Here is an 18,533-nt window from a genome sequence, read left to right on the forward strand (position 1 = left end):
CTGGGGAGGTCCCCCGGAGGTCTGCGGCCTGGCATCCGGTGCGGGGGTGTTCCCCGGAGGTCCGCGGCCTGGCATCCGGTGCCGGGGAGGGCGGGCAGGGGACGTCCGGCGCGGGAGCGCGGCCCGCGAGCGGGCACCCGCCGCCCCGGACGCGCGCATAGCGCCGTACTGTGCCGTCATGAGCGCTCATCCCACCGACAACGCGATGCGCCGGGCTCTGGCCAGGGCCCGCGACGGCAAAGCTCTCGACACCGCCGAAGCCACTATCCTGCTGCACGCACGAGACGAACATCTGGAGACCCTCCTCGACCACGCCGGGAGGGTGAGGGACGCGGGCCTGGAGGCGGTCGGGCGGCAGGGGATCATCACCTACAGCCGCAAGGTCTTCATCCCCCTGACGCGGCTGTGCCGCGACCGCTGCGGGTACTGCACGTTCGCCACCGCCCCGCACAAGCTGGACAGCCTGTTCCTGAGCCCCGACGAGGTGCTGGAGATCGCCCGGCAGGGCGCGGCGATGGGGTGCAAGGAGGCGCTGTTCACCCTGGGCGACCGGCCGGAGGACCGCTGGCACCAGGCCCGCGAGTGGCTGGACGCGCACGGCTACGACGACACGCTGTCCTACGTCCGCGCGATGGCCGTGCGGGTGCTTGAGGAGACCGGGCTGCTGCCGCACCTGAACCCGGGCGTGATGACCTGGCAGGACCTGCAGCGGCTCAAGCCGGTCGCGCCGTCCATGGGCATGATGCTGGAGACGACCTCGCGGCGGCTCTTCGAGGAGAAGGGGCAGGCGCACCACGGCTCGCCCGACAAGGACCCCGCCGTGCGGCTGCGCGTGCTGGAGGACGCCGGGCGGACGAACGTGCCGTTCACCAGCGGCATCCTCATCGGCATCGGGGAGACGGTCGAGGACCGCGCCGAGTCGCTGTTCGCGCTGCGCAGGGTGGCGCGCGAGTACGGCGGCATCCAGGAGATCATCGTCCAGAACTTCCGCGCCAAGCCCGACACCGCGATGCGCGGCATGCCGGACGCCGACCTCCAGGAGCTGGCCGCCGCCATCGCGGTGACCCGGCTGGTGCTGGGGCCGAAGATGCGGGTGCAGGCCCCGCCGAACCTGGTCGACTCCGAGTACGAGCTGATGATCAGGGCGGGCATCGACGACTGGGGCGGCGTCTCGCCGCTCACGCCCGACCACGTCAACCCCGAACGCCCCTGGCCGCAGATCGACGACCTCGCCGCCCGTACGGCCGCCGCCGGGTTCGCGCTGCGCGAGCGGCTGACGATCTACCCCGAGTTCGTGCTGGCGGGGGAGCCCTGGCTCGACCCGAGGCTCAACGCGCACGTCGCCGCCCTCGCGGACCCGGAGACCGGGCTCGCCCGCGAGGGCGCGGTCCCGGCCGGCCGCCCCTGGCAGGAGCCGGACGGCGGTTTCGTCTCCCTGGGCCGGGTCGACCTGCACACGGCCATCGACACCGAGGGGCGCGGCGCCGACCGCCGCGACGACTTCGACAACGTGTACGGCGACTGGGAGGCGCTCAAGGAGCGGCTGCCCGCGGCCTCCTCGATCGTGCGGGGCGACGTGCGGGAGGCCCTGAGGCAGGCCGAGAGCGACCCGGCGGGGCTGAGCGACGCCCAGGCGCTCGTCCTGCTGGACCTCGCCGGAGACCAGAACGGGGCGGGCGCCGACGACGCCGCGCTGGACGAGCTCTGCCGGATCGCCGACGGCCTGCGCCGGGAGGCGGCCGGGGACGAGGTCACCTACGTGGTGAACCGGAACATCAACTTCACCAACGTCTGCTACACCGGCTGCCGCTTCTGCGCCTTCGCGCAGCGCCGTACCGACGCCGACGCCTACACCCTCTCGCTGGAGCAGGTCGCCGACCGCGCCTGGGAGGGGTGGCAGGCCGGGGCGACCGAGGTGTGCATGCAGGGCGGCATCCACCCCGACATGCCCGGTACCGCGTACTTCGACATCGCCAGGGCGGTCAAGGCCAGGGTGCCGGAGATGCACGTCCACGCGTTCTCGCCGATGGAGGTCATCAACGGCGCGAGCCGCACCAACCTGTCCATCGAGGACTGGCTGGTCGCCGCGAGGGAGGCGGGCGTCGACTCGCTCCCGGGCACCGCGGCCGAGATCCTCGACGACGACGTCCGCTGGGTGCTGACCAAGGGCAAGCTTCCCACCAGGGAGTGGGTCGAGGTCATCTCCACCGCGCACCGGGTCGGCATCCCGACGACCTCCACGATGATGTACGGCCACGTCGACAACCACGCGCACTGGGTGGCGCACATCCGGCTGATCCGCCGCATCCAGGAGGAGACCGGCGGGTTCTCCGAGTTCGTGCTGCTGCCGTTCGTGCACCACAGCGCGCCCATCTACCTGGCGGGGATCGCCCGTCCCGGGCCGACGGCGCGGGAGAACCGGGCCGTGCACGCGCTGGCGCGCGTCCTGCTGCACGGCGCGATCGCCAACATCCAGTGCTCGTGGGTGAAGCTCCAGGACGGGCTCTGCCGCGAGGTGCTGCTGGGCGGGGTCAACGACCTCGGCGGCACGCTGATGGAGGAGACGATCAGCAGGATGGCCGGGTCGGAGAACGGCTCGTTCAAGACGATCAGTGAGATCGAGGCCATGGTCGCCCCGACCGGGAGGCCGGTCCGGCAGCGGACCACCTCCTACGGCGTGCCGGACGCCGGGCGGGTGGCCGCGGCGAGGGCGAGCGACGGCGTCTGCCGCAGCGTCCGCCCCAACGCTCTCCCGTTGCTCTCCCTGGAGCCGTCGGCAAAGTTATAACGAGTTCTACGGCTGGCTGCCCTTCGTGAGAGGTTCGTTGGCACAATCGTCATTCCCCCGTAGCCGCCATATGTAGGGAGAGGTCCCGGTTTGTCCTCCTCGGGTCGGCACCGTGTGGCAGCCGGTATCGAGCGGCGCCGGCGCCGGGCGCGCGTGCGCCTGGCGCTGGCCGCGGTCGCGATCGCGGTCGCCCTGGCGGGGAGTGCCGCCCTGGTGTCCGGCCGGGTGGGGAGTTCCTGCTCGGCCCGCGACCCGGTGCTGGTCGACGTCGCCGCCGCCGTCGACATCGCCCCTGCCGTCATGCTGGCGGCGGGGCGGTTCAACCGGAGCGGCACCGGTGCCGACGGCCGGTGCGTGCTGGTGCAGGTGACCGAGCAACCGCCCGCCACCGTGCTCAGGACCCTGCTCGGCGGTACCGCGGGGGTGCTCGACCGGCGCCCCGACGGCTGGATCTCCGACTCCTCGGCCTGGATCCGCCTCGCCCGCAAGCAGGGGGCCGCGGACCTGGCCGGGACCGAGACCGTCATGGCGACCTCGCCGCTGGTCTTCGCCACCCGCAAGTCCCTCGCCCGGCGGTTCGCCGTGGGCGGGACCGACATGAACTGGCGGATGGTCTTCCCCGCGACCACCCGAGGCCGGATACAGCCGACCGAGAACGAGCCCGACGTGGTCCGCGTCCCCGACCCGTCGCTCGCGGGGGCCGGGATCGCCACCGTGGCCGCGGCCAGGGACGTGGTCGGCAGCGGGCCCGAGGCCGACCGGGCGCTCACCGCGTTCGTCCGCTGGGCGCAGGCGGGGTCGGCGCCCGACTACCGGAGCATGCTCGCCACCGTCGACGACCGCTCCTTCTGGCGGCGGCCGGTGGTGATCGTCCCGGAGTCGGCGGTGTGGGCGCACAACCGCCTGCCGTCCGACGACCCGGTGGTCGCCCTCCATCCCCGCGAGGGGACGATCAACCTCGACTACCCGTACGTGGTCACCGCGTCCGACGAGGCGAGGGCGAGCGGGTCGCGGGCCTTCGCCGCCTGGCTGCGCTCCCCGGAGACCCGGGAGGAGGTCCGCGCGGCGGGCTTCCGCTCGGCCGACGGCTCCCTGGGCCCGTACTCGCCCGGCCCCGAGATCCCCGCAGAGGCGCCGCGCGCCCGCCCGGCCATCCTGCCCGGTAAGATCGACGAGGCGCTGGAGGCGTGGAGCAGGCTCGCGCCGCCGACCAACATCCTGGTCATGACCGACACCGGCAAGCACATGGCCGAGCCGATCAGGGGGCAGAAGGGGAAGACCCGGCTGACCGTCGCCCTGGAGGCCGCCAGGCTCGGCCTGCAGCTCTTCCCCGACTCCACCCACATGGGCCTGTGGGACTTCTCCTCCGCCAGGGGCCGGGACCAGCGCGAACGGGTGCGCCTCGGCCCGGTCACCGAGCCCGACGGCGGGCAGGTCGTCCGGCGCGGACGCCTGGAGGAGCTGACCCGGACCCTGCGCGCCGCCCCCAAGGAGCCCAGCGCCCTGTACGACTCGATCCTCGCCGGGTTCCGGGAGATGACCAAGGTCTACGACGAGGACATGAACAACACCCTGGTCGTCATCACGGCGGGCAAGGACGACGGCAGGGGCGTCTCGGGCACCGAGCTGGTACAGGCGCTGCGCGACGAGTGGGACCCCGAGCTGCCGGTCCAGGTCGTCGTCCTCGCCTTCGGCACCGACCTCGACCGCGCGACCCTCACCCAGGTCACCTCCGTCACCAACGGCTCCCTGCACGTCGCCCAGCGCCCGGAGGAGATCATCGACGTCTTCCTGTCGGCCCTCGCCAGGCGGCTGTGCCACCCCACCTGCCGCACCCCCGCCTGAGGGGCACCCGCCTCCCCCTTTTCGGGATATAAGCTCCTACGATCGCTGGGTGATCCGGAGATCTGGAGAGAGGGCGGGGCGTGTGAGCGAGGCGAGTTCAGGGGGCGGCGGGCAGCGGCGGAGGCTGCTCATCGAGCGTGCCAAGACCTACACGGAGATGGAGCGCTTCGAGGAGGCGTCCGCGGACCTGACCGAGGTGCTCCGGCTCAACCCCGGCGACGACGTCGCGTGGGCCAACCGGGGTGAGCTGTACCGGAGGATGGGGCGGTTCGAGGAGGCCGTCGCCGACTTCAACCGCGCGATCGAGATCGACCCGGAGTACTCGTACGCGATCGGCAGCCGGGGGCAGGCCTACGCGGCGCTCCGGCGGCCCGCCGAGGCCCTGGCCGACTTCGACCGCGCGATCGAGCTGACCCCGGACCAGGTCTGGCTCCTCGGCGACAGGGCGAGGGTGCTCCGCGGGCTTGAGCGGTACGACGACGCGGAGACCGACCTGATGCGGGCCATCATGCTCGCCCCCGAGGACGCCGACCTGTACAACGCCCGCGGGGACCTCTACTACCAGATGGACCGCTACGCGGACGCGCTCACGGACTTCTCCCACGCCCTGAGCATGGAGCCGAACAACGTCTGGGCGCTCGTCTCGCGCGGGGAGACGCACCGGATGATGGACAGGTTCGACGAGGCGCTCGGGGACCTGAACCACGCCCTCCAGCTGGAGCCCGGCAACGAGCGCGCCCTGGCGAGCCGCGGGGCGGCCCTGCACGAGCTCGGCCGGAACGAGGAGTCGGTGGCCGATCTCAGCAGGGCGATCGAGATCGACCCCGAGTACACCTGGGCCTACATCCGCAGGGGCGAGGTCCTGCGCGCCCTCGGCCGCTACGAGGACTCGCTCGTCGACATCAACCGGGCGATGGAACTCGACGGAGAAGCGGACACGGACGGGGACGCGGAGAACTGACCCGCCGGGCGGGTCTCTGGATCAGGCGGGCGATGAAACCCGGCGAAGGCGGGGACCGGGAGAAGACGCGGAGGACTGACCCGCCGGGACCGGGTCTCTTGATCAGGCGGGCGAAAGCGGGACCGGGCCCCGGACGGGTCTAGCGGACGACGATGAAGTCGGCCGCCCGCCGGGGGGCGCGGTCCCTCGGCGGGGCGGCGGGGTGGCCGATGGCGACGGCGCCCATCGGGTCCCAGCCCTCGGGCAGGCCGAGGACCTCGCGGACCACGTCGCGGCAGAACATGGTGGACGACACCCAGGCGGAGCCCAGGCCCTCCACCGCGAGCTGGACCAGGAAGTTCTGCACCCCCGCGCCCGCCGCGACCACGAACATCTCCCGCTCGGCGGCGTTGCGCCGGTCGTCGCGGTAGGTGTGCGAGCCGTCCGTCACCAGGCAGGGCACCGCCAGGTACGGGGCCGCGCGCAGCACGTCGCCCCGCCTGACCCGCCTGGCGATCGACTCCTCGGAGAAGCCGTCCCCGCGCAGGTCGGCGATCCAGGCGTCCCGCATGGCGTCGAGCAGCTTCTCGCGGGTCCCGGCGGACTCCAGCAGGACGAACCGCCACGGGGTCGTGTGGTGCGGGGCGGGCGCGGCGATCGCGGCGTCGACCGCCCTGCGGACCTTGGCGCCGTCCACCGGGTCCGCGGAGAACGCGCGGACGGTCCTGCGGGCGAAGACCACGTCGCGCGAACCGTACCGGAACATGTCGTCGGCGGACGGGCGGAGCAGCTCGCCGACTCCCGGCCCGTCCTCCTCGGTGGTGTACTCCGCCAGGCCCCTGATCACCGCCACCGGGGTCTGCGCGACCTTCCCCTTGACCAGGTCCCCGGCCGCGGCGAACTCGTCGGCGACCGCGGTCAGGGTGACCTCCAGCGCGTTGCCGTGGTCGTCGGACATGCCCCGGTAGTCGAGCGCCGGGGTCACCCCCGCGAGGCCGACGGCCAGGTCGGTCTGGCCGTTGCGCCACGGACGGCCGAAGGTGTCGGAGATGACCACGCCGACCGACACGCCGAGCAGCTCCCTGACGCGCGCCCTGACGGCCGAGGCGGAGGCGTCCGGGTCGGCGGGCAGCAGGACGACCGTGCCGGGACGGGTGTTGGAGGCGTCGACCCCGGCGGCGGCCATGACGAACCCGTGCGCCGTCTCGGCGATCACGGTCTCCCCCCTGCGGGCGACCACCCGCCTCGTCTCCGCCGCGACGGCCTCGGCGCGCGTCACGTCGTGCAGCACCCGGCCCTCGGCCTTGCTGGAGATCTTCGAGGTGACCACGAGGATGTCGCCGTCGCGCAGGTCGGGCAGGGCCGTGGCGATCAGCTCCCCGACGTCGTCGCCCTCGCGCACCTCGGGGATGCCGGGGACGGCGAAGATCTCCAGCCTGACGTCGGCGGGCTCGTCTCTCCCGCGCCTGAGCCTGCCCATCACGCGCTCTCCCCGTACGGTGACGCGGTGTTCCGGCCCGCGAGCCGGGCGGCCAGGTCCAGGGCGGCGCGGGCGATGGCCGCGGTGGCCTCGACGTCGTGCATGATCAGCGGGCGGGCCTCGACCTCGACGCCGTCGAGGGCCGTCCCGGCGTCCTCCTCCGCGACCAGCCAGCCGTCCACCAGCGGTGATCCGTACAGTTCGAGGACCGCCTGGGCGGTGGTCTCCACGCCGATCGCGGCCAGGCAGGCGTCGGCCATGCCCCGGACGGGGGCGCCGCCGACGATGGGGGAGACGCCGACGACGGTCTTGCCCTCCAGGGCCTCGCGGATGCCCTTGATCTGCAGGATCGTGCCGATGCTGACGACCGGGTTGGACGGCGGGAGGACGACCGCGTCGGCGGCGGCGATGGCCTCCAGCACGCCGGGGGCGGGGGAGGCCTCGTCCGCGCCGACCAGGATGATCTGCTCGGCCGGGACCGAGGCGCGCAGCCGCACCCACCACTCCTGGAAGTGGATGGCGCGGCGCCCCCGCTCGTCGGAGACGACCACGTGGGTCTCGGTCCTGTCGTCGCTCATCGGGATCAGGCGTACACCCGGCTGCCAGCGCGCGCACAGCGCCTCGGTGACCGCGGACAGGGGGTATCCGGCGTCGAGCATCTGGGTGCGCACGATGTGGGTGGCGAAGTCACGGTCGCCGAGGCCGAACCACTGCGGCTCGACGCCGTACGCGGCCAGCTCCTCCTTGACGACGTGCGACTCCTGGCGCCGCCCCCAGCCCTGCTCCTCGTTGATGCCGCCGCCCAGTGTGTACATCACGGTGTCGAGGTCGGGGCAGACCCGCAGGCCGTAGAGGCTGATGTCGTCACCGGTGTTGCCGATGACGGTGATCCCGGAATCGGGGGCCGTGGCGAGGAGGCCCCGCAGGAAACGGGCACCGCCGATTCCACCGGCGAGGGACACGATGCGCATGCCGTCCAGTGTTCCACTAGGTCGTTCCACCGGGTCACCGAGCCCGTTGGCGGGGTGTCGGGGGGCGGTTCACAGTAGTCTTTTCATGATCGTTACGAGGGGTGCCCGCCCTGGCCGGATCGCCTGATTGGCCGCCCGAAATGCGGGCTTATAGGGTGTAATGAGCTACTTATGGGGTTGGTGGGCTTGCTGGGACTACCGGCAACAAAGTCAGCCATGTGCAAAACTGACCCGGGTTTACCTAAAGACCCTATGGGGGTAGTTGTGATCAATGTCGAGGCAGGCCGGCTCCGGGGACCGGCGGCGTGGCTCATGGTCGCCGTCGCGTCCGCGAGCGTTCTCGTCGACATCGAACGCCTGTTGTTCGGGGGTGGGTCGTCCTCCTTCGCCGAGCGCTCGGCGCGCTCCCTCGGGCAGCTCACCTCGCCGGTCGTCCTGGCGTTGCTCGTGGGCGCGGTGCTGCTGGCGACCAATCTCGGCCCGGTGATCGAGCGGCTGAAGGTGATGGCCCTCGTGGTGACCGGCACGCTCGGGCTCTCCGCGCTGTTCGGCCTGATCGGCCTGTTCGCCGGGCTGTTCGGAGGCGTGGAGGGGTTCATGGGGAAGGTCGAGTTCCTTCTCATGAACCTGCCCGCCCTCGGGCTGACCGCGGTCGCGCTGCTGTACGTGCTGCCGAAGGCGATCCCGCCGGGCTCGCGCGCCGACGTCGGCTTCGGCCGCTCCTCCGAGCAGCCGAGGGACCAGCGGTACGACGCCTACGGCCACCCGCCCGTCCCCCAGCAGTTCCAGGGCCACCCCCAGGGGCCTCAGGGTCCCCAGGGACCTCAGGGCCCTCAGGGCGCGTACGTCCACCAGGGGCCGCAGGGCGGCCAGGGTTACCCGCAGGACCAGGGCCCGCAAGGTGGTCAGGGCTACCCGCAGGACCGGGGCCCGCAGGGCGGCCAGGGCTACCCGCAGGAGCAGGGCCCGCAGGGGGGTCAGGGGTATCCGCAGGAGGCCCCGCCCGTCCCGGCCCCGCAGCCCCCGTACAACCGCCCCGCGCTTCCTCCGGCGCCCTCGCACAGCTCCGCCCCCGCCTCCGCCGGGGCCTCGGAGGGGTACGGCCAGCAGGCGGCCTCCCCCGCGCAGCCGGTGCCGTCCGCGCCGTCCGCGCCTCCCGCGCATCAGGCCGGTGACGGATACTCCCAGGCCCCCTACGCGCCGCCCGCCGAGAACCCGTCGTACGCCTCCGCCTCCTACCCGCAGCCGCCCCAGCAGCAGGAGCCGCAGAACTACCCGCAGCCCGCCTCCCCGGCCGGGAACTACACCCCGAGCCCGTACGTCGCGGCGGACGTCCAGCCCCCGGCCCCGGCCACGCCGTACGACCCCCCGGCCGCGGCCTACGACTCGCCGATCTACGCCGCCCCGGTGGAGCCGCACGCCCAGACGGAACCCCGGCTGCCGAGCTACCCCCAGTTCCCGGAATCCTCGTCGTACGGCCAGCAGGCCGAGTCCCCGGCTCCTCCGGTCTCCTCGTCGTACGGCCAGGAGTCGCAGGGCTTCGGGCAGCAGGCGGAATCCCCGGCTCCTCCGGCCTCCCCGTCGTACGGGCAGGAGCCGCAGCCGTCGGGGTCCGGGCGGCACTCCAGCCCCCAGCTGCCGAGCTACTCCCAGTACTCGGAGTCCTCGTCGTACGGGCAGTCCGAGTCGCAGGGCTTCGGGCAGCAGCCCGACTCCACCCCCTCGTCGTACGGCCACCGCTCGGACCGGCCGCAGTCCGACTACGGGCAGTCCGACCCGCTCTTCGGCCAGCAGCCCGGATCCCCGGTTCCTCCGGCGTACGGTGAGCCGCAGCCGTCGAGCTACCCGCAGCCCGACCAGCAGGGCTACCAGCGCTCCGAGGCCCAGGGCTACGGCAGGCAGCAGGAGCCGCAGGGCTACGGCCAGCAGGAGGCCCAGGGCTTCAAGGAGCCGCAGGGCTACGGGCAGCAGCCCGAGCAGCAGGCCGCCGCGTCCTACCCTCCGGCTCCTCAGACCCCTCAGGCTCCTCCGACCTCTCCGGCTTCTCCGGCCGACGGGCGCCAGGGCCAGGGCCAGCCGCTGGACGCCCAGCAGCGCTCGTCGTTCGACGGCCAGCCGCCGCAGTCCTTCCCGCAGCCCCCGGAGAACTACGGCCAGCCGTTCACCGGCTACTCCGGCGCCGAGTTCGGCCGCCAGGCCGAGCAGGGCCAGTCCTACCCGGCGCCCGACCCGGTGGACCTCAGGTCACAGCAGATGGCCCAGGCCTACCAGCAGGCGGAGAGCTACCAGCAGCAGTCCCAGCAGGGCGGCACCGAGTCCCAGCCGCGCGTCTCCGAGTACGGCTCCCCGGGCTACGAGGGCCCGTTCGGGCACCCGCAGACACCGCAGACTCCTCAGGCCCCGCAGAACCCCCAGGCCCCGCAAGCTCCGCAGAACTCCCAGGCTCCGCAGACGCCGCCGTACCAGTCCCACCAGTGGGACCCCCAGTCGGAGGCGACGCTCCGGTTCGACCCGAAGGCCTACCAGGGAGACCCGCTGAGCGGCCCCGCGCCCGCCGCCAGGACGTGGGACTCGCAGCCGATAGACCCCACGGCGATCTACAAGCCCGAACAACGCCCAGGTCAGGTCACGGATGAGGAAACCCCGGATAGAGAGAGGGTGGGCCCCGGTCAGGATCAGAACATGTCCTGGTACGGTTCCGACCGCCGAGAGCACTGAGCCCCTGGCGGTCACAGCGATCACCTGGTGCAATTGCCGTCGTGGCAGGCACACGACCCACAACCGGGGAGAGCAGGTCTTTCCCCGGATACCAGCATGCCGCTTGACGCCACACCGGGCACGCGCGTGTAATTACACACGTGTTGTTACGCCTTCCTCTGGGTGGGTAAGGGGGAGGCGTTCATAGGGGGGCTCCAATTTTGCGGGCGTGCGGCAGGGAGGTGTGCAGTGGCCGACCTGGTCATCGCACAGGAGAGCATCGCTGAAGAGCAGCTTGGCTGGCAGGAGCGCGCCTTGTGCGCGCAGACCGACCCGGAGGCGTTCTTCCCGGAGAAGGGAGGGTCCACCCGCGAGGCCAAGAAGGTTTGCCGCTCCTGCGAGGTGCGTGCCGAGTGTCTTGAGTACGCGCTCGAACACGATGAGCGGTTTGGAATCTGGGGTGGGTTGTCGGAGCGTGAACGCCGCCGGATCAAGCGTGAGGCGGTCTGAGCCGTCCGGGCACCGGGTGGCTGGAAGGCTTGAGCGCTCTGAGATCCGGACGGTCTGGACGTCCGCGCACCGACGAACACTATGAACACGATGAACACCTGAACACCGGTCGGCACCGACGAGCACCGAAGAACACCGAAGAGGTGCTGAAGAGGTCCGAGCGGTCTGGCAGAAGCATGTGACGCCTCGCGGAGGCGTTTGACGAATATGTCCACGGGGTCACGTGACCGACGGTCGCGTGACCCTTTTTCATGCGCGAGACCAGGGGTAAGACATAGTCAGACAGAGGGTGCCGTATCGTTATCGCGCCGATCACCACCACTCCTGAACACGGGACATATGTCCATCACCGACCCCCCGCACCCCCAGCGCCCCCACCACACCGTCACCGCGATCGTCGTCTCCCACGACGGCTCCCGCTGGCTGGGGGAGACCCTGGAAGCCCTGCTCAGGCAGACCCGCCCGGTGGACCGGGTCGTCGGGGTCGACAACGGCAGCAGGGACGGCAGTGCCGCGTTGCTGACCGCCGCCCTCGGCTCCAGGGCGGTGCTCACCCTGCCGCGCTCGACCGGTTTCGGCGAGGCCGTCGCCGAGGTCCTCGACCGGCTCGGCCCCGGCGGCGGCCGGGAGTGGATCTGGCTGCTGCACGACGACTGCGCCCCGGACGTCCACGCCCTGCGCCTGCTGCTTGAGGCCGCCGACGAGGATCCCAGGGCGGCGGTGCTCGGGCCCAAGCTCCGCGACTGGCTCGACCGGCGGCTCCTGCTGGAGGTCGGCGTCACCGTCGACCGTACCGGCCGCAGGGACACCGGGCTGGAGGCCCGCGAGTTCGACCAGGGGCAGTACGACGGGACCAGGGACGTGCTCTCGGTCTCCACCGCGGGCATGCTGATCCGCAGGGACGTCTGGGACGAGGTCGGCGGGCTCGATCCCGCCCTGCCGCTGTTCCGCGACGACCTCGACCTGTGCTGGCGCGTCAGGACCGCCGGATACCGCGTGCAGAACGTCACCCGGGCGCTCGCCTGGCACGCCGAGGCCGCCACCCGGCGGCGCCGCCGCATCACGGCCAGCGGGGACCACCCCCGCCGCCTGGACCGCCGCAACGCCCTCTTCGTCGTCATGGCGAACCTGCCGCTGCGCCCGCTGCTGTGGGCGCTGGTGCGCAACGCCTTCGGGTCGCTCTTCCGCACGATGCTGTTCCTCGTGGCCAAGCAGCCCGCCAACGCGCTGGACGAGTTCCTCGCGTTCGGCTCGGTGTTCGGCCACCCCATCCGGATGATCAAGGCCAGGCGGGCGCGGGCCAAGGGCCGCAAACAGGGGTACGCGGCGGTCGGCAAGCTCCTCACCCCGCCGGGCGCCGGTTACCGGCGGCTCGTCGACCGGGCCCAGAACTACCTGGCCGGGGGCGGGTTCGTGGAGTCCGCGGGCCGCCACCACGCCGTGGCCGCCTCGCCGCACGCGCAGGAGGAGGGCGAGGAGCTGCTCACCGACGCCGGGGTGATGCAGCGCGTCTTCGGCAACCCCGGCGTCCTGCTCTTCCTGGCGCTCGCCCTGGTCACGCTGGTCGCCGAGCGCGCGGTGACCGGCGGCGCCAGGCTGGGCGGCGGCGCGCTCGTCCCGGTGATCGGCGGGGCCTCCGACCTGTGGGACCTCTACCGCGCGAGCTACCACCAGGTGGGCCTGGGCACCGACGCGTGGGCCCCGCCCTACGTGGCGGTGCTGGCCGTGCTCTCCACGGTGCTGTTCGGCAAGACGTGGCTCGCGGTGTCGCTGCTGCTGCTCGGCTGCGTGCCGCTGGCGGGGATCTCCGCGTACGCGGCCACCCGGTCGATGGTTCCCGGCCGCTGGACCAGGGTCTGGCTGGCCTCCTCGTACGCCCTCCTGCCGGTCGCGACCGGCGCGGTCGCCGCGGGGCGGCTCGGTACCGCGGTGGTCTTCGTGCTGCTGCCCGTCTACGCGGCGCTCGCCACCACCGTGCTCACCGGGGAACGCCGCCGCGCCCGCCGCGCCGCCTGGGGCCTGGGACTCCTCCTGGCCGTCGGCACGGCCTTCGCCCCGCTGGTCTACCCGCTGACCGCGATCCTCGGCGCGCTGGCGGCGCTGGCCTTCCCGCGCAGGGGCGTCGCGGTCTCGATGCTCGTGGCGTTCGCCGTCCCGGTGGCCCTGCTGTTCCCCTGGCTGGCCCAGGTGGTCGCCGACCCCGGGCAGCTCCTGCTGGAGGCCGGGCTGCACCAGCCCGCGCTGGTCGACCCCGCGCTGCCCGCCGGTTCGCTGCTGCTGCTCAGCCCCGGCGGTCCCGGCATGCCGCCGCTCTGGGTGACCGGCGGCCTCCTCGCCGCCTGCCTGCTCGCGCTGCTGATGCGCCGCAACCGGATGGTCATCGCGGTCGGCTGGGGTGTCGCGCTCTTCGGCGTGCTGGTGGCGATCCTGGTCAGCAGGACCACCGTCACCTCGATCAACGGCGACGTCGAGGCCCCCGCCTGGCCGGGGGTGCCGCTGGCCTTCGCCGCCACCGGCATGCTCGTGGTGGCCGCGCTCACCGCCGACAGGGTCGTGGAGTTCCGGGCGGCGGGAGGGCTGCGCAGGGTCGCCGCGTTCGGCGTCGTGCTGGTCGCGTTCTCCACGCCGTTGCTCGCGGCGGGCATGTGGATCGTCAAGGGCGTGGACGGCCCGCTCCGCGGGACCGTGCGCGACGTCGTGCCCGCCCTCGCCGCGGACAACTCCGCGGGCGGCGAACGGACCCTGCTGCTGCGCTCCTCGCCGGGCGGGCTGCTCTTCACCGTGCTGCGCGGTCGTACCCCGGTGGTCGGCGAGGCGGACATCCCCGTCCCCGACGGCCCCAGGGAGCTGGTCCGCGTCGCAGCGGCCGGGCTGGTGTCCGGCAGGGGCAGTGATGACGCCCGGGTCCTCGCCGCCCACGGCGTGCGGTTCGTCGTGGTCACCGCGCCCGTCGATCCGGAGATCAGCCACGCGCTCGACTCGCAGCCCTCGCTGGCGAGGATGAGCCTGTCCCGCTCGGTCGGCGTGTGGCGGCTCACCCAGCCGGTCGCCCTTCCGGTGACCCCGCCCGGCGACCCCTGGCACGGCCGCTGGCTCTGGGCCCAGGGCCTGCTGGTGCTGGTCGTCTCGATCCTGGCCGCGCCCGGCTCGCGTACCGAGTCCGACGAGACCGCCGCCCCCCAGGACCTGCCCGAACCCCGCAGAGAGCTGGCCGCCCGGTGAAATCCCTGATCGAGAACCGGTTCAGCCTGCTGGTGCTGGTCCTGGTGGCCCTGCTCGCCCTGTACGGGGTGGCCTACGCCACCCAGCCGCAGGCCGTCGCCACCCCCGCGCCGGGGTTCGAGAAGGTGCCCGTCGCCTCGGTGACGGCCGTCTGCCCGTCGCCCGGCGACACCTCCGTCGGCGTGGTCGCCCCGCCCGGCAGCCGGGAGCCGGGCTCCGCGACGCTCGTCACCGGGGACAAGACTCTCGCCACCGTCGACGTTCCCGGCCGCCTGTGGCACGGCGAGGTGCCCGCCTCGTCGCCGCCCCTCGTCGTCGCGGCCACCGGGAGCATGGCCGCCGGTCTGGAGGTGGCGCAGACCCGCAGGGAGACGTCGGGCGACCAGCGGGGACTGGCCGGGGCGCGCTGCACCGAGCCGGTGGCGAGCACCTGGCTGGTCGGCCCGGGACCGGCCGCGGCGGACGTCACGCTGTACCTGACCAACGCCGACCTCGCCCCGGCCATCGCGGAGATCATGGTCTACACGGGCGAGGGCCCGGTGTTCGACGACACCGGCGGCGTGTTCACTCTCAAGCCCGGCCAGAGCCGCTCGATCAAGGTCCTGGACCTCGCGCCCTCGGCGCTCACCGTGGCGATCCAGGTCCGTACCAGCTCGGGGCGGGTCACCGCCGCGGCACGAGCGATCATGAACGACGGACGCGGCGTGGACTGGCTGCCGGTCTCCGCCGCCCCCGCCACCCGCGTCGTCGTGCCGGGCATCCCCGGCGGCGGGGGAAAGCGCGAGCTGCTCGTCGCCTCCGCCGAGGAGACCGACACGCTGGTGGAGGTCAAGGCCCTCACCCCCGACGGGACGTACGCGCTCCAGGGCCGCGAGCTCGTCGAGGTGCCCGGGGGGTCCGTCGCCTCCCTCGACCTGTCCACCGGGATCGGCGGCCAGCCGTCCGCGCTGGTGCTCACCTCGGACACCCCGATCGTGGCCGGGCTCGTCGCCACCGGTACGGGGTCGAAGACCGACGTGGCCTTCACCGCCGGGGCCGTCCCGATCGACCTGGGCAGCGTCGTCGCCGACAACCGCGCGGGCGGCAAGCTGACGTCCCGGCTGCTGCTGACCGCGCCGGACACGCCGGGTACGGTCAGCGTGCAGGTGGTTCCGCGCGAGGGCGAGCCGCGCGAGCCGTTCCAGGTGGAGATCGCCGCCGCGCGGACCAAGCAGGTCACGCTCAAGAAGGTGGACGGGCCCTTCGCGGTGGTCGTGCAACCGCTGCCCGGCTCGGGGCCGGTCTACGGCGGGCGCGTCATGGACGAGCGGCTCAAGAGCGGGCTGGCGCTGACCGTGCAACCGCTCGCCCCGGCCCGCATGTGGGCGCTGATCCCGCCGATCGCCGAGTCCGCCGCGACCGTCCTCCCCTGAGCCGTTTTGGCAGGGGAGGCGGCGGGTCAGTCGTGGTCGTCGAAGCCGGGGTCGACCGACTCGGGGGAGAGCCCGAACAGGCCCGCGACCTGCTCGACCACCGCCTCGTGCACCATCGCGCCCAGGTGGTCGCGGTCGCGCGCCCTGCTCTCCAGGGGGCGACGGTAGATGATCACAACGGCGGGGCGGGTCCCCGCGGCGGGCTCCGCCCGTCCGAACGGGATGGGCTCGCCGGTCAGCGGCCCGGGGCCGTCGCCCAGCTCGCTGATCGGCGGGACCTCCTCGACCGCGAACTCCACGGCGGACAGCTGCTTGGCCCACCGGGGCTTGAGCCGGTCGACGGCGTCCAGGACAAGATCGTCGAATCGCTCGCTGCGGGCTTTGGCGATCGGCACGTGCGAGGGCGCCAGCGGGCCACGCAGGCCGCGACCATGTCGGTCGCGCCTGCGGGGAGGACGGGGTCTGCCGGGTGCCGGGCTCACGGCCCCAGCTTAGACGTGACCCGTACGAGGGCGGGAGGTGCCGTGACCGGAGCGCGGGCGGACGGGAGGCGCGACGGCGGGTACGCGGGCGAGGGAAGAGGGCGGAGGGAGGTCTGCGAACGGGTGGGGCGAACACGGAAGGGCGAGCGAGGAGAGGGCAGGGGGAGGCGTGCGAACGGGTGGGGCGGCACGGGAGGGCGAGCGAGGAGAGGCGCGAGGGGAAGGCGTGCGAACGGGTGTGGCGGCGCGGGAGGGCGAGTGCGGAGAGGCGCGAGGGGGAGGCGTGCGGACAGGAGGTGTAAGCCGTACAGGCGGGTGGAAGCCGGGACACGTGTCCGAATTGTGGCGACACGCTCGTTAAGAGCGCTCAGATAGTGGCGCCCCGGACGCTTACCGGATACGGTCCCACCGTGAGCCCCGTCCGCCGCTGTTCCCGCACCGCGTGCAGTCAGCCTGCCGTTTTCACGCTCACGTACGTCTACGCCGATTCGACCGCTGTTCTCGGACCCTTGGCGACGTACGCCGAGCCGCACTGCTACGACCTGTGTGCCGAGCACGCCGAGCGGCTCACCGCCCCCCGAGGCTGGGAGGTGGTCCGCCTGCCGACCGACGGCGCACCGCCGAGCACCGACGACCTGGAGGCCCTCGCCAACGCGGTCCGCGAGGCGGCCAGGCCCGCGCCGAGCGGCGGCACCGAGCCGGTCGGCCAGGGGGTCGAGGTCGGCCGCCGAGGCCATCTGAGAGTGCTCCGCTCCGCCCAGCCCCAGCGCGACCGCTGACCCTACTAGGCTGGGGTGTCACGAACACGACGCAAAGGGTGGAGCTGGAGTGGGCGACCTCGCCAAGATCTTCAAGGCGTACGACGTTCGTGGCGTCGTGCCGGACGAGTTCGACGAGGAGACCGCCGAGGCGGTCGGCGCGGCCTTCGTGGAGGTGACCGGGGCCGAGACCGCCGTCGTGGCGTACGACATGCGCGAGTCGTCGGTGCCCCTGGCCGACGCCTTCACCCGGGGGGCGACCTCGCGGGGGGCCGACGTGATCAACGCGGGCCTGGGCTCCACCGACCTGCTCTACTACGCGAGCGGCAGCCTCGGGCTGCCCGGGGTGATGTTCACCGCGAGCCACAATCCGGCCCGCTACAACGGCATGAAGATGTGCAGGGCGGGTGCCGTGCCGATCGGCGGCGCCACCGGGCTCGCCGAGATCCGCGACCGGGCCGCCGAGATCCTGGCCTCGGGCGCCCTCGGCGGCGCGGGGGGCGGGACGGTCTCCGGGCGCGACCTGCTGCGCGGCTACGCCGACCACCTGCGCACCCTGGTCGACCTGTCCGGCATCCGGCCGCTGCGGGTCGTGGTCGACGCGGGCAACGGGATGGGCGGGCACACGGTCCCGACGGTGTTCGAGGGGCTGCCCGTCGAGCTGACCGCCCTCTACTTCGAGCTCGACGGCACCTTCCCCAACCACGAGGCCAACCCCATCGAGCCCGACAACCTGCGCGACCTGCAGAAGGCCGTGCTCAACGTGGGCGCCGACATCGGGCTGGCCTTCGACGGCGACGCCGACCGCTGCTGGGTCGTCGACGAGCGCGGCGAGTCCGTCTCCCCGTCCACGATCACCGCGCTGGTCGCGGTCCGCGAGCTGGGCAGGCACCCCGGGGCCACGATCATCCACAACCTGATCACCTCCAGCGGCGTCCCGGAGATCGTCGCCGAGCACGGCGGACGTCCGGTCCGCACCCGGGTGGGACACTCGTTCATCAAGGCCGAGATGGCCGCGACCGGCGCGGTCTTCGGTGGCGAGCACTCCGCCCACTACTACTTCAAGGACTTCTGGTTCGCCGACTCCGGCATGCTGGCCGCGCTGCACGTGCTGGCCGCGCTGGGCGAGCAGGAGAGGCCGCTCTCGGACATCCTCGCCGCGTACACCCGCTACGCGGCCTCCGGGGAGATCAACAGCACGGTCGCCGACCAGGGCGCGGCGACGAGGCGGGTCCGGGAGATCTTCGCCACCCGCGACGGCGTCACCTTCGACGAGCTGGACGGCCTGACCGTCTCCGGCCCCGGATGGTGGTTCAACCTCCGTCCGTCCAACACAGAGCCGCTGCTCAGGCTGAACGCCGAGGCGGCCGACGAGATTCAGATGGCAGCGATCAGGGACGAGGTCCTTGCTGTCGTGAGGAGCTGAAC

General features: G+C 72.9%; 12 protein-coding genes. 9 read left to right on the top strand and 3 right to left on the bottom strand.

Features of this window, described 5'->3' with window-relative positions; genetic code table 11:
* The first annotated feature begins 178 nt into the window (after window positions 1-178).
* The 3 genes from ACW9TB_RS18150 (at window position 179) to ACW9TB_RS18160 (ending at window position 5,594) form a co-directional block, all read left to right on the top strand.
* Window positions 179-2,788, top strand: coding sequence for a bifunctional FO biosynthesis protein CofGH (locus ACW9TB_RS18150; RefSeq protein WP_472749181.1), 2,610 nt, complete (start codon window positions 179-181; stop codon window positions 2,786-2,788).
* Between the two features lie 114 nt (window positions 2,789-2,902).
* Complete coding sequence (locus ACW9TB_RS18155; RefSeq protein WP_472749182.1) at window positions 2,903-4,633, top strand: substrate-binding and VWA domain-containing protein; 1,731 nt, start codon at window positions 2,903-2,905, stop codon at window positions 4,631-4,633.
* An 82-nt stretch (window positions 4,634-4,715) separates the two neighbouring features.
* A complete protein-coding gene (locus ACW9TB_RS18160) occupies window positions 4,716-5,594 on the top strand; it encodes a tetratricopeptide repeat protein (RefSeq protein ID WP_472749183.1) in 879 nt (292 codons plus the stop codon).
* Window positions 5,595-5,733: 139 nt separating this feature from the next.
* Here ACW9TB_RS18160 and ACW9TB_RS18165 read toward each other — a convergent pair whose 3' ends face one another.
* Both ACW9TB_RS18165 and cofD read right to left on the bottom strand, forming a co-directional pair.
* Window positions 5,734-7,053 (bottom strand): coenzyme F420-0:L-glutamate ligase, encoded by a 1,320-nt coding sequence (locus ACW9TB_RS18165; RefSeq protein WP_472749184.1) that lies wholly within the window; start codon window positions 7,051-7,053, stop codon window positions 5,734-5,736.
* Complete coding sequence (cofD, locus tag ACW9TB_RS18170; protein ID WP_472749185.1) at window positions 7,053-8,024, bottom strand: 2-phospho-L-lactate transferase; 972 nt, start codon at window positions 8,022-8,024, stop codon at window positions 7,053-7,055. The genes ACW9TB_RS18165 and cofD overlap by 1 nt, the downstream gene beginning before the upstream one ends.
* A 264-nt stretch (window positions 8,025-8,288) precedes the next feature.
* On the opposite strand from cofD, the gene ACW9TB_RS18175 reads away from it, so the two are divergent.
* The 4 genes from ACW9TB_RS18175 to ACW9TB_RS18190 all read left to right on the top strand — a co-directional run bounded on the left by ACW9TB_RS18175 (window position 8,289) and on the right by ACW9TB_RS18190 (window position 15,865).
* A complete protein-coding gene (locus tag ACW9TB_RS18175; protein ID WP_472749186.1) occupies window positions 8,289-10,742 on the top strand; it encodes a hypothetical protein in 2,454 nt (817 codons plus the stop codon).
* Between the two features lie 228 nt (window positions 10,743-10,970).
* Entirely contained in the window at window positions 10,971-11,231 is a 261-nt protein-coding gene (locus ACW9TB_RS18180; RefSeq protein ID WP_037969494.1) for a WhiB family transcriptional regulator, read from the top strand.
* Window positions 11,232-11,570: 339 nt separating this feature from the next.
* Window positions 11,571-14,453: a glycosyltransferase family 2 protein gene (locus tag ACW9TB_RS18185; RefSeq protein ID WP_472749187.1), complete on the top strand. Its 2,883-nt coding sequence runs from the start codon at window positions 11,571-11,573 to the stop codon at window positions 14,451-14,453.
* Window positions 14,450-15,865, top strand: coding sequence for a DUF5719 family protein (locus ACW9TB_RS18190; protein WP_472749188.1), 1,416 nt, complete (start codon window positions 14,450-14,452; stop codon window positions 15,863-15,865). Before ACW9TB_RS18185 ends, ACW9TB_RS18190 begins: the two co-directional genes overlap by 4 nt.
* Window positions 15,866-15,891: 26 nt before the next feature.
* Here the strand turns inward: ACW9TB_RS18190 and ACW9TB_RS18195 are convergent, their stop codons facing one another.
* A complete protein-coding gene (locus tag ACW9TB_RS18195) occupies window positions 15,892-16,347 on the bottom strand; it encodes a metallopeptidase family protein (protein WP_472749189.1) in 456 nt (151 codons plus the stop codon).
* A gap of 410 nt (window positions 16,348-16,757) precedes the next feature.
* Here ACW9TB_RS18195 and ACW9TB_RS18200 point away from each other — a divergent pair, with 410 nt between their 5' ends.
* A complete protein-coding gene (locus tag ACW9TB_RS18200; protein ID WP_329090499.1) occupies window positions 16,758-17,126 on the top strand; it encodes a DUF3499 domain-containing protein in 369 nt (122 codons plus the stop codon).
* A 49-nt stretch (window positions 17,127-17,175) separates the two neighbouring features.
* Entirely contained in the window at window positions 17,176-18,531 is a 1,356-nt protein-coding gene (locus ACW9TB_RS18205) for a phosphomannomutase/phosphoglucomutase (protein ID WP_472749190.1), read from the top strand.
* Window positions 18,532-18,533 lie beyond the last annotated feature (2 nt).

The organism is Streptosporangium sp. H13245 (assembly GCF_055690525.1).

Bases quoted from the DNA above. Each gene is read 5' to 3' on its own strand.
- cofD (WP_472749185.1), bottom strand. From the start codon at position 8,024: ATGCGCATCGTGTCCCTCGCCGGTGGAATCGGCGGTGCCCGTTTCCTG.
- ACW9TB_RS18150 (WP_472749181.1), top strand. From the start codon at position 179: ATGAGCGCTCATCCCACCGACAACGCGATGCGCCGGGCTCTGGCCAGG.
- ACW9TB_RS18185 (WP_472749187.1), top strand. From the start codon at position 11,571: ATGTCCATCACCGACCCCCCGCACCCCCAGCGCCCCCACCACACCGTC.
- ACW9TB_RS18165 (WP_472749184.1), bottom strand. From the start codon at position 7,053: ATGGGCAGGCTCAGGCGCGGGAGAGACGAGCCCGCCGACGTCAGGCTG.